Source organism: Pararhodospirillum oryzae, from assembly GCF_007992075.1.
GTDB classification, from domain to species: domain Bacteria; phylum Pseudomonadota; class Alphaproteobacteria; order Rhodospirillales; family Rhodospirillaceae; genus Pararhodospirillum; species Pararhodospirillum oryzae.
Window position 1 is genome coordinate 1 of sequence record NZ_BJZO01000108.1, and the last position, 11,470, is coordinate 11,470.

Sequence of the window (11,470 nt, forward strand, 5' to 3'; positions counted from 1 at the left end):
TTACTCTGAATTTTATAGAATTAGACTGAAACCGGGCCAACTTGGCTCAAGTTGATCCAGTTTCAGTCTAGAGCATTTTCAGCCGGAACGGGTACCGTTTCGGCGGTTCGAAAATGCGATCAGTTAGAGCGCATTCACTGATCTCGTTTGATTAGGAATGCGCTCTGATCGACTCACCATCTTCCGACACGGGCGCTTTGCGTTTTTGTAAAGCGGAGGGGAACCGGGGGGGCCACACGCCTCCCCGGTTTTTTCAGGCGCGAAAAAAGGCCGGTGCGTTTGCCATGGTCCGTGGAGTGTAACAATCCCTGGCGCAAGGGATGGGCGAAAACGCCCGGAACCCGCCGGTTAACCCCATCCTTTTGTCCACGATCCCCCCGGTCGGGGAAAGGGGTTGTAACGGAACATTCATCTTCCCGTCACAAACGTGTTGCCGATCCTGACTAGAGTCCCGGGCATCCGGCGGTCGGACACCGTTGGCCGGATTTCCCTTTGGGCCCTTTGCCAGTGTTGGGCTCTCCCCCAAGTTCATTGGAGGCAGCATTGATCAGGAAGACTCTCGCGTTGGCGGCCGTTGCCGCCATTGCCATGGCCGGAGCCGCCGAAGCCCGTGATCAGATCCGCATGGTCGGCTCGTCCACGGTGTTTCCCTTCGCCACGACGGTTGCCGAGACCTTCGGCAAGACCAGCAACTTCAAGACTCCGGTCATTGAGTCGACCGGCACCGGGGGTGGGTTCAAGCTGTTCTGCGCCGGGGTTGGCGTCGAGCACCCGGACATTTCCAACGCCTCGCGTCGCATCAAGGCGTCGGAAATGGAAACCTGCGCCAAGAACGGCGTGACCGAGATCACCGAGGTCAAGATCGGCTTCGACGGGATCGTGCTGGCCAACGCCAAGAACGCGCCCCTGTTCGACGTGAACAAGAAGGTCCTGTTCCTGGCCCTGGCCAAGCAGGTTCCGGTGGATGGCAAGTGGGTTGACAATCCCTATACCAAGTGGAACCAGCTTGATCCGATCCTGCCGGCCGAGGATATCGAAGTGCTGGGCCCGCCCCCGACCTCGGGCACCCGTGACGCCTTCGTTGAACTGGTGATGGAACCGGGCTGCGAAGCCCTGCCGGAATGCGCCGCCCTGAAGAAGTCCGATCCCGACGCCTTCAAGAAGGCCTTCGGTTCGGTGCGCGAGGACGGCCGCTTCATCGAAGCCGGCGAAAACGACAACCTGATCGTCCAGAAGCTGGAAGCCAACCCGCACGCGCTCGGCATCTTCGGCTTCTCGTTCCTTGACCAGAACGGCGACAAGATCCAGGGCTCGCGCGTTGATAGCGTCGATCCCTCGTTCGAGAACATCGCCTCGGGCAAGTATGCCGTGTCGCGTCCGCTGTTCTTCTACGTGAAGAACGCCCACGTCGGCACCATTCCGGGCCTCAAGGAATACATCGCGGCCTTCACCGCCGAATCCGCCTGGGGCCCCGAGGGCTACCTGGCCGACAAGGGCCTGATCCCGCTGCCCGACGCCGAGCGCGCCGCGACGGCCAAGGAAGTCAATGCGCTGACCCCGCTCAAGCTCTGATCCGGCCTGAACGCGCGACGGGTGGCGCATGAACGCCGCCCCTCCCCTCCCCCCCGGGCACGGGGGGAGGGGTGCCGGATCGCCCGATTTTTTTGGTGCTCCGGTCTTTCATGGATTGATCGATTTGGTGACGGCTTTTACACGATGCCCCGCGCCAGACGGGCGGCCTTTGTCGCACGGTCGGCCCGGCTGCCCTTCCCCTTCCCTGTTTAGGACGGCGTGACACGCGATGAATACCTTGTTGCTGATCCTGATGGTGGGAGGCCTCGCGGTCTTTTCCCACTTGTTCGGGTCCAGGCTGGCGCTACGCAAAGCGGGCCCCAACCCGAGCATTCTTCATTCTCTCCCTGGTTACCATGGCGTGTACGTCGCGTTGTGGTGTGGGGTCCCGGCCCTGATTTTGATCGTGCTGTGGCTGGCCTTCGAGCCGATGATTGTCCACACCCTCGTCCTGGGATCCCTGCCCGAAACCCTGCTCCACAACCCGGATGGCTCGCCCTTGGACGAGGCCCGGGTGCGCTTGATGATGTCGGACATCGGCAACGTGGCGAAGGGCAACATCTCGTCGTCGACCGATCCCGAGATCCTGGCCGCCGCGCGCTATCAGGTGGGGCTGGAAAACAACGCGTTCTGGTCGCTGACCGTGTTGTCCATTTCCCTGGCCCTGGCCGGAGCGGCTTGGGGGCTGCGCAGCATTTCGCCCGTGTTGCGCGCGCGCAATCAGGTCGAGCAGATCATGCGCGTGTTCATGATCTTGTGCTCGACCGTGGCCATCGCGACCACCATTGGCATCGTGTTGTCGTTGCTGTTTGAAAGCTATCGCTTCTTCACGCTGGTGCCCTTGCACGAGTTCCTGTTCGGGATCAGCTGGAGCCCGCAGATGGCGCTGCGCCCCGATCAGGTCGGCTCGTCGGGGGCGTTTGGCGCCGTGCCCCTGTTCGCCGGCACCGCGTTGATCGGGGGCATCGCCTTGCTGGTGGCGGTGCCGATTGGTCTTTTGTCGGCCATCTACATGTCGGAATACGCGAACCCCAAGTTTCGCGCCTTTGCCAAGCCGGCCCTGGAGATCCTGGCCGGCATTCCCACCGTGGTTTACGGCTTCTTCGCCGCCCTGACCGTGGCGCCCGCGATCCGCAACGCCGGCGAGGCCCTGGGCCTGGACGTGTCGTCGGAAAGCGCGCTGGCGGCGGGCGTGGTCATGGGCATCATGATCATTCCCTTTGTCTCGTCCCTGTCCGACGACGTGATTTCGGCGGTGCCCCAGTCCATGCGCGAGGGCTCGCTGGGGCTGGGGGCGACCAAGAGCGAAACCATCCGCCGGGTTGTGTTCCCCGCCGCCCTGCCGGGCATCGTGGGCGGGATCCTTCTCGCGGCGTCGCGGGCCATTGGCGAAACCATGATCGTGGTCATGGCCGCCGGGTTGGCCGCCAACCTCACCGCCAACCCCTTCGAGGCCGTGACCACCGTCACCGTGCAGATCGTCACCTTGCTGATCGGGGACCAGGAGTTCGACAGCCCCAAGACCCTGGCGGCGTTCGCGCTGGGCCTGGTGCTGTTCTGCATCACCTTGGTGCTGAACATCGTCGCCTTGCACGTCGTGCGCAAGTACCGCGAGCAGTACGACTAAGCGGCTGCCCTTCTCCCACGTCTGACGGTCCGGAGCGTGCCGGACCGTTTCCCCGCCCCTCCCCGTTGACGACAGGCCCCGCTCCCTCCGAGGGAGGCGGGGATCCCCAAGAGGAAGACCGATGGCACAGCACACAACAGAGGTCGTTCGGGCTGGTCTCGCCCGGCGATACCGGCGGGAATGGCGGTTCAGGGCCTATGGCCTGACCGCCATCTCCCTGGCCCTGATCATGCTGCTGACCTTGTTTACCAGCATCTTTTCCCAGGGCCTCAGCGCGTTCTGGACCACCGAGCTGGAGCTGGATGTCACGCTGTATCCCCAGGACATCGATCCCGAGGGCACCCGCGACCCCCAGACCCTTTCCAACGCCAACTATCGCAAGCTGATCTTCCAGGCGGTTTACGATCTGTTTCCCGACGTGACCAGCCGGACCGACCGGCGCGCGTTGCAGGCCCTCGTCTCGGACGGGGCCACCTATCGGGCGCGTGAAATGGTGATGGAGGATCCCTCGCTGATCGGTCAGCGGGTCAAGATCCAGATCCCGATCGCGGCCGACTTCGACATGCTGGCCAAGGGCAAGATCAGCCGCGACGCCCACGAATCCACCCGCCGCTTGTCGGACCAGCAGATCGAATGGTTCGACCGGCTTGAAAAGCGGGGTCTGGTCCACACGGTGTTCAACACCACCTTGTTCACCGCCTCCGACAGCCGCCAGCCGGAACTGGCCGGCATCTGGGGCGCGGTCGTGGGCTCGATCTACACCTTGATCGTGACCTTGGGCCTGTCGTTTCCGATCGGGGTCGCGGCCGCCGTGTACCTGGAAGAATACGCGCCGCGCAACTGGTTCACCGACCTGATCGAAGTCAACATCAACAACCTGGCGGCCGTGCCGTCGATCGTGTTTGGTCTGCTGGGCCTCGCGGTCTTGCTCAATGTCTTTGGCCTGCCCCGCTCGGCGCCGGTGGTGGGCGGCCTGGTTTTATGCCTGATGACCTTGCCCACCATCATCATCGCCGGACGTGCCGCGCTGAAATCGGTGCCGCCGTCGATCCGCGAGGCGGCGCTGGGCATTGGCGCGTCGAAGATGCAGATGATTTTCCACCATGTCCTGCCGCTGTCGATGCCCGGCATGCTGACCGGCACCATCATCGGCATGGCCCACGCCCTGGGCGAAACCGCGCCGCTGCTGATGATCGGCATGGTGGCCTTTGTCGCCGACGTGCCCTCCAGCCCGCTGGCCCCGGCCACCGTGCTGCCGGTGCAGATCTACCTGTGGGCCGACAGTCCCGAACGCGCCTTTGTCGAACGCACCTCGGCGGCGATCATTGTGTTGCTGGCGTTCCTGATCATCATGAACTCGGGTGCCGTGATCCTGCGCAAGAAATTCGAGAAGAAGTGGTAATCAATCATGTCTGATACTGTGGAACTTTTCGACGGCACCGCGGGTCAGCCGCGCATCAAGGATCGCCCGGTCAAGGTTTCGGTCACCGACGCCAACGTTTATTATGGTGACAAGCACGCCATCAAGAACGTGAGCCTGGACATCGCGGCGCGCGAGGTGACCTCGTTCATCGGGCCGTCGGGGTGTGGCAAGTCCACATTCCTGCGCTGCTTGAATCGCATGAACGATACCATCGACATTTGCCGCGTCTCTGGCGAAATTCGCCTGGACAGTGAAGACGTGTATGACCGGAAGGTCGATGTGGTGGAACTGCGCGCCCGGGTGGGCATGGTGTTCCAAAAGCCCAATCCCTTTCCCAAGTCCATCTACGAAAACGTGGCCTATGGCCCGCGCATCCACGGGATTGCCCGCACCAAGGCCGAGATCGACGAAATCGTCCAGTCGTCCCTGGAACGGGCCGGCTTGTGGGAAGAGGTCAAGGACCGCCTGGAGTCGCCGGGGACCGGTCTTTCGGGCGGCCAGCAGCAGCGCCTGTGCATCGCGCGCGCCATCGCCGTTTCGCCCGAGGTGATCTTGATGGACGAGCCGTGCTCGGCCCTTGATCCGATCGCGACCGCCAAGGTCGAGGAGCTGATTGACGAACTGCGCTCCAACTACACCATTGTCATCGTCACCCACTCGATGCAGCAAGCGGCGCGCGTCTCCCAGCGCACCGCGTTTTTTCACCTGGGCCGTTTGATCGAATGCGGCGATACGGAGGTGATTTTCACCAATCCGCAGCATAATCTGACGCAGGGGTACATTACCGGCCGCTTCGGCTAACACCCAACCCGCTTGCGCGTGGGCGGCCCGATCCCGGGCGCCGGCGCGCGGGCGGCCCCAACCCGGGGGGAAAACGATGAACGCCGACCACACCGTCCGCTCCTTTGACGAGGACCTCAAGGTCCTGGCGAAAGCGGTCCTGCGCATGGGTGGCCTGGCCGAGGCCCAGTTGGCCAACGCCGTTCAGGCGCTGGTCCGCCGGGACAGTGAACTCGCCGGGCGCGTGGTGGCCGGGGATACCCGCATCGACGCCCTGGAACAGGAAATCAACGACCACGCGGTGCGGCTGCTGGCCTTGCGTCAGCCCATGGCCGATGATCTGCGCAGCATCGTGGGTGCCTTGAAGATCTCGGCTGACCTGGAACGGATTGGCGATTACGCCTCCAACGTGGGCAAGCGGGTGCTGGTGCTGAACTCCCTGCCGCCCGCCCGGCCGGTTTCCTCCATCCCGCGCATGTCGCGGCTGGTCCAGGATATCTTGAACGATACCCTGGACGCGTATGGCGAACGCGATCTTGACAAGGCGGTGGAAGCCTGGTCGCGCGACGAGGAAGTGGACGATTTGTATACCGCTCTCTTTCGCGAACTGGTTACCTACATGATGGAAGACGCCCGCAACATTTCAGCCTGTTCGCACCTGCTGTTCATCGCCAAGAATATTGAGCGGATTGGCGATCACACAACCAACGTGGCGGAAAACATTCACTTTCTCGTTTCCGGAGTCCCCTTGCGCTCAACGCGCCCCAAGGGGGGAGGCCAGGGCGAGTACGGAGACACCCTCAAGGGCATCGTGAGCTGAAGCATGAAACCCCAAGTGATGATCGTCGAGGATGAAGCCTCCCTGGTCACGTTGCTGCGCTATAATCTGGAAAAGGATGGCTATCGGGTCATCGAGGCCATGGACGGGGAAGAAGCCCTGACCATGGTGGCCGAGGATCAACCCGACATGATGATCCTGGACTGGATGCTGCCGGTGATGTCGGGCATCGAGGTCTGCCGGCAGTTGCGCCGCAAGCCCCGCACCCGCGACCTGCCGGTGCTCATGCTCACGGCGCGCGGCGAGGAAGCCGACCGCATCCGTGGCCTGAACACCGGGGCCGACGACTACATGTCCAAGCCCTTTTCCATGCCCGAGTTGCTGGCCCGGGTGAAGGCCCTGCTGCGACGCTCGCAGCCCAGCAACGCCAAGGGCTCGCTGACCTACGCCGATCTGGTCATGGACCTGGGCGCGCACCGGGTGACCCGCGCCGGGCGCTACATCCACCTCGGGCCGACCGAATTCCGCCTGCTTCAGTTCCTGATGCAAAACGCGGGCGCCGTGTTCTCGCGCGAGGAACTGCTGAACGCCGTGTGGGGCCCCGACATCTATGTCGAGCCGCGCACCGTGGACGTGCACATCCGGCGCCTGCGCAAGGCGCTGAACAACGACGAGGACAACGACCTGATCCGCACCGTGCGCGCCGCCGGCTATGCGCTGGACGCGGATACCCAGGCGGTCCGGTAGGACCGGAAAACCAGGCGTGGTCCGGTAGGACCGGAAAACCAGGCGTGGTCCGGTAGGACCGGAAAACCGGGCGTGGTCCGGTCGGGCCCGGGCAAAACGGGGCGGTGTTCGGCTCACGAACACCGCCCTTGTTTTTCACGAATCGTAGGCGACCAGGCTGTCCACGGGGATGGTGGCGCGCTCGCGGCCCTTGAGGAAGGTGAGCTCGATCAGGCAGGCGGCGCCCACCACGTTGCCGCCCACCTTGGTGACCAGTTCGTTGGCGGCGTTCAAGGTGCCGCCGGTGGCCAGCAGGTCGTCGAGGATCACCACCCGCTGCCCGGGTTCGATGGCGCCTTCCTGGATCTCGACCACGTCGGTGCCGTATTCCAGGTCATACTCATGGCGCACGGTCTTCCCCGGGAGCTTGCCCTTCTTGCGCACCATGACAAACCCCAGGCCGAGTTTCAGCGCCAGCGGCGCGGCGACCAGGAATCTGCGGGACTCGATGCCGGCCAGCACGTCGGGAGCCCGGGGCGCGATCGCCTTGGCCAGACGGCCCATCGCCACCTGCCAGGCATCCGGGTGGGCAAGCAGGGTGGAAATGTCGTAGAACAAGATCCCGGGCTTGGGGAAATCCGGCACTTCGCGGATATGGTCCTTGAGGTTCATCGTCTTCTCCGGTTTGGATCGGCGCGGGCAGGCAAAACCCGCGTCGGGGAAACGGGCTTTCGCGCGCGAAGGTACCCGCCCCGTGGGCCGGACGGAAGGATGGAATGGCGGGATCAACGCCCGCCTGGCGATAAAATGGGAGTAAGGCATGGCGGCACCTGGAACACCCCCTGGCCCCCGTGGCCCACGCTGGCGCCGGTCGATCAGGCGCGCCCTGGGGGGAACCCTGGTCGTTCTTGCCCTGCTGCCGGGACTGGGCCTGATGCCGGAAGGCCTGGGGGCCTCCGTGAGCCAGGCCGCCGGGCCGCCGCTGCCCCCGCCCGCGCGTCCGTCCACGCCGTTCATCGTGGGCACCGGCAACGTGGCGGGCACCTATTTTCCGTCCGGAGGCGCGATCTGCCGGCTGGTCAACCATGATCGCCCCAGCCATGGCCTGCATTGCCTGGTGGAGCCCACGGGGGGATCGCTCGACAACCTGGACGCCTTGCGCCGGGGAGACATCGCCTTTGGCATCGTGCAGTCCGACTGGCAATACCTGGCGGCCAGGGGCGAGGGACCGTTCGCCGGCAAGGGGCCCTTCGAGGGGCTGCGGGCCGTGTTTTCCCTGCAGGCGGAACCGTTCACGGTCCTGGCCCGCGACGCGGTGCGCGCGCGCAGCTTCGCCGATCTCAAGGGCTGGCGGGTCAACATTGGCCCGCCGGGCAGCGGCACCCGGGCGACCACCGATGCCCTGCTGACCGTGCAGGGGCGCACGGCCGCCGATTTTTTCAGCCACGTGGGGGAGGAGGATCCCGGCACGCAGGTGGCGGCCCTGTGCGAGGGACGGGTGGACGCGGCCGTGTTCGCGGTCAGCCATCCCAACGGCGCGCTGAAGGAAGCCATGGCGCGCTGTGGCCTGACCTTGCTCGGCATCGACGCCGACGCGGTGAAGCGCCTGTGCGAAGCCATGCCTTTTTTCGTGCCGACGGTCATCCCCAGCGATCTGTACCACGCTCCGGGGGGAGACGTGCCAACCTTCGGCCCCCGGGCCCTGCTGCTGACCACCGCCGACACCCCCGACGCCGTGGTGCGAGGGGTGGTGCGCGCGGTTTTCGACCATTTCGACGATTTCCGCCGCCTTTACCCGGCGCTGGCCACCCTCACGCGCGAGGACATGGTGCGCTCGGCCCTGAACGTGCCGCTGCATCCGGCGGCGCAGGCCTACTACCGCGACGCGGGGCTTTTGCCCTCCCCTTAAAGTCCGTCCCTTTCAGGTTGAAGCGGACGGACTTCCGCTTTTCCCTGACCCCCTCGAAAGCACAAGACCTTTCATTCAATCCCGATCCCGGCCTTGGAGTGTCCCTCTCATGTATGCCCACATCCTTGTGCCCCTTGATCCCCGTGTGCCCTACGATTGGGAAACGACCTTGCCGCGCGCCGTGGCGCTCGCCCGCCTCGACAAGGCGCGGCTGCACCTTCTCACCGTGGTGCCGGCCTTTGGCTCCAGCGTGGTGGGGGAGTTCTTCCCCGGCGGACGCGAACGCGACGTGGCAACCCAGGTCCTCGAAAGCCTGAAGGCGCGCACCGACAGCGCCGTGCCCGAGGATGTCTCCGTTCAGAACATGGTCGCCGAGGGCGCCCCCGAGGAAGCCGTGCTGCGCATGGCCGAGCAGGTCAAGGCCGACCTGCTGGTGGTGGGCCTGCCCACCGGCGGCCGCGCAGGGTGCTTGTCGGCGCCGCATATCACCACCTTGGTGCGACGCGCCCCTTGTTCCGTCTTCGTGGTGCGCGAATAGGGAAAGCGCCCCGGCATGGGTCGCGCAGGGTAATCGGGTGAAGCCCTGGATGCCCTCGAAAGGGGGGTGTTTCAACGCCGCGAGAGCGGCGCGCGGCTTCCGTCGCGAGAGCTAAGCGCACGGAGTGCGCGCCCGGCGCTTGAGGGCATCGAAAAAACGTCAGGGCAATCGGTTCACCCGAGTGCCCTGACGGGTCGCGCGTTGCCTGCCGCGCCAAATGGCGGTATGTAGAAAAGGGGCATCGTGCAAGGTACCGTCCTGTTCACCAAAGGTAAGACGCATATGGCCGATACCAGACTGACTGCCGACGACGTCACGCGCCTGCTTAGCGACCCGTCCAGTTCCAACCGCGCGGAAACCGCCGGCAAACTGGCTCGCCAGTTCGAGGGGGGAGCGCTGACCGCGGCCGAGCGGCGGATGGCCGAGGATATTTTCCGCCTGTTCGCCAAGGACGTCGAGGTGCAGGTGCGTCAGGCCCTGGCCTCGAACCTCAAGGAAACCCCGTTGATTCCCCACGATCTGGCCCGGGTCCTGGCCGGTGACGTGGACGAGGTGGCCTTGCCGATCCTGGAATATTCCTCGGTTTTGAACGACCAGGACCTGCTGGAGATCGTGCGCTCGCACGCCAACACCAAGATGGAGGCGATCGCGCGGCGCAAGGAAGTCTCGGAAGAGGTTTCGGGTGCCCTGGTCGAAACCGGCGGGGAAGAGGTGGTGGCCACCTTGATCTCGAACGTGGGCGCCCAGATGTCCGACGCCTCGCTGGAACGGGCGATCGACCGCTTCGGCGACTCGGAGCGGGTCCAGCTGCCCATGGTGCAGCGCCCGCGCCTGCCGGCCACCGTCGCCGAAAAGCTGGTGGACAAGGTGTCGGAGAATCTGCGCGCCGCCTTGGTCTCGCGCCACGACATCAACCCCGACCTGGCCGCCAACCTGATCCTGGCCGGACGGGAAAAGGCCACCTTGACCTACGCCATCACCAGCAGCGAGGAGGAGGTGGAACGGCTGATCGTGCAACTGGCCGACCGCCAGCGCCTGACCCCCTCGATCATCCTGCGGGCCCTGTGCATGGGTGACCTGAAGTTTTTTGAATACGCGCTGGCGCACCGCTCGGGCATTCCGGTGGTCAATGCCCGCATGCTGATCCACGACAGCGGCGATCTGGGCTTCCAGGGCATCTACCGCAAGGCCGGCCTGCCCGATCCCTTTTATCCCGCCATGCTGGCCGCCGTCACCGTGGCGCAGGAAATGGACTACGACGGGCGCGAGAACGACCGTCCCCGCTATGCCCGGCGCATGATTGAGCGCATCTTGACCCAGTACGGCGATCTGGGCGTCAATTTCGAAAACGACGATCTGGATTACCTCGTGGCCAAGATGGGGCAGCTGCCTTCTGACATCACGGGACACGAATGAGCCACGACCCCGACGAGTTTGGCACCCCAGGACCGTCTCCCTCGCGCGAGGGGGTGGGCCCGGCGGGGCGCTTTTCCGCCACCGAGATCGGTTCGTCGCGAACCGCGCCGCGCCTGGGCAATGCCCTGACACCGCCGGTGCTGGACTGCCGGACCGCCACCCAGTTCACCCGTCACATCACCTCCGAGCTGGAAGAACAGACCCGCCTGGCGCTGGAACGCTACGTGGGCGACATCGGCGCCGACGAGGTGGTGGACATGGCCCGCAACCTCGCCCAGATGCGCGGCCGCTACCTGGCCCAGGCGCTGGCGGTGGGCACCAACCGCCAGCCCCCGGCCCGCGAGGAAATCGAGGAATTGAAGGGCATGCGCGAGCAGATCGACGAGCTGGATCTGGCCTTCCGCGCCATCCGCGACGCCATCGCCGCCGAACAGGTGGCCGTGCGCGAAATCGCCGCGCCGCAGCCCCTTTCGGCCCGTGACCCGGTGCTGCGTCACCGCCCCTTGTAAGGGGTCCCTGGCCCTCCCGCGCCCTGGGGAGGCGGGAGCGGACGGATTCCAGATTCACGCTGCAGCGGACAGACTTCAGATTCCTTTGTTTGAGTTTTCCAGGGAAAAAACTCTGCCCCCTTTTCCCTGACAATCTCTGGAGCGCATTCCGATCGAAATGGATCAGTGAATGCGCTCTAGTTTTTTGAATGA

General features: G+C 64.7%; 11 protein-coding genes. 10 read left to right on the plus strand and 1 reads right to left on the minus strand.

The genetic code is table 11. The features are described from left to right. Positions 1-543: 543 nt before the first annotated feature. The 6 genes from ROR02_RS14635 (at position 544) to phoB (ending at position 6,927) form a co-directional block, all read left to right on the plus strand. A complete protein-coding gene (locus ROR02_RS14635; protein WP_147164787.1) occupies positions 544-1,572 on the plus strand; it encodes a PstS family phosphate ABC transporter substrate-binding protein in 1,029 nt (342 codons plus the stop codon). Between the two features lie 229 nt (positions 1,573-1,801). Continuing rightward, complete coding sequence (gene pstC / locus ROR02_RS14640) at positions 1,802-3,199, plus strand: phosphate ABC transporter permease subunit PstC (protein ID WP_147164788.1); 1,398 nt, start codon at positions 1,802-1,804, stop codon at positions 3,197-3,199. Between the two features lie 121 nt (positions 3,200-3,320). Continuing rightward, positions 3,321-4,601 (plus strand): phosphate ABC transporter permease PstA, encoded by a 1,281-nt coding sequence (pstA, locus tag ROR02_RS14645; RefSeq protein ID WP_147164789.1) that lies wholly within the window; start codon positions 3,321-3,323, stop codon positions 4,599-4,601. Between the two features lie 6 nt (positions 4,602-4,607). Continuing rightward, positions 4,608-5,423 (plus strand): phosphate ABC transporter ATP-binding protein PstB, encoded by an 816-nt coding sequence (pstB, locus tag ROR02_RS14650; protein WP_170245138.1) that lies wholly within the window; start codon positions 4,608-4,610, stop codon positions 5,421-5,423. A gap of 76 nt (positions 5,424-5,499) precedes the next feature. Continuing rightward, positions 5,500-6,222 (plus strand): phosphate signaling complex protein PhoU, encoded by a 723-nt coding sequence (phoU, locus tag ROR02_RS14655; RefSeq protein ID WP_147164790.1) that lies wholly within the window; start codon positions 5,500-5,502, stop codon positions 6,220-6,222. 3 nt (positions 6,223-6,225) lie between these two features. Continuing rightward, positions 6,226-6,927, plus strand: a complete 702-nt coding sequence (gene phoB / locus ROR02_RS14660) for a phosphate regulon transcriptional regulator PhoB (RefSeq protein WP_147164791.1) — start codon at positions 6,226-6,228, stop codon at positions 6,925-6,927. Positions 6,928-7,062: 135 nt separating this feature from the next. Here phoB and ROR02_RS14665 read toward each other — a convergent pair whose 3' ends face one another. Beyond that, positions 7,063-7,578, minus strand: a complete 516-nt coding sequence (locus ROR02_RS14665) for an adenine phosphoribosyltransferase (RefSeq protein WP_147164792.1) — start codon at positions 7,576-7,578, stop codon at positions 7,063-7,065. 148 nt (positions 7,579-7,726) lie between these two features. On the opposite strand from ROR02_RS14665, the gene ROR02_RS14670 reads away from it, so the two are divergent. The 4 genes from ROR02_RS14670 to ROR02_RS14685 all read left to right on the plus strand — a co-directional run bounded on the left by ROR02_RS14670 (position 7,727) and on the right by ROR02_RS14685 (position 11,278). Further along, complete coding sequence (locus ROR02_RS14670) at positions 7,727-8,815, plus strand: TAXI family TRAP transporter solute-binding subunit (RefSeq protein WP_147164793.1); 1,089 nt, start codon at positions 7,727-7,729, stop codon at positions 8,813-8,815. A gap of 109 nt (positions 8,816-8,924) precedes the next feature. Next, positions 8,925-9,353, plus strand: coding sequence for a universal stress protein (locus tag ROR02_RS14675; protein WP_147164794.1), 429 nt, complete (start codon positions 8,925-8,927; stop codon positions 9,351-9,353). 282 nt (positions 9,354-9,635) lie between these two features. Further along, the gene (locus ROR02_RS14680) at positions 9,636-10,769 is read left to right on the plus strand and encodes a DUF2336 domain-containing protein (RefSeq protein ID WP_147164795.1); all 1,134 of its coding nucleotides are present in this window, start codon (positions 9,636-9,638) and stop codon (positions 10,767-10,769) included. After that, positions 10,766-11,278 (plus strand): hypothetical protein, encoded by a 513-nt coding sequence (locus ROR02_RS14685; protein ID WP_147164796.1) that lies wholly within the window; start codon positions 10,766-10,768, stop codon positions 11,276-11,278. The genes ROR02_RS14680 and ROR02_RS14685 overlap by 4 nt, the downstream gene beginning before the upstream one ends. Positions 11,279-11,470: the final 192 nt, after the last annotated feature.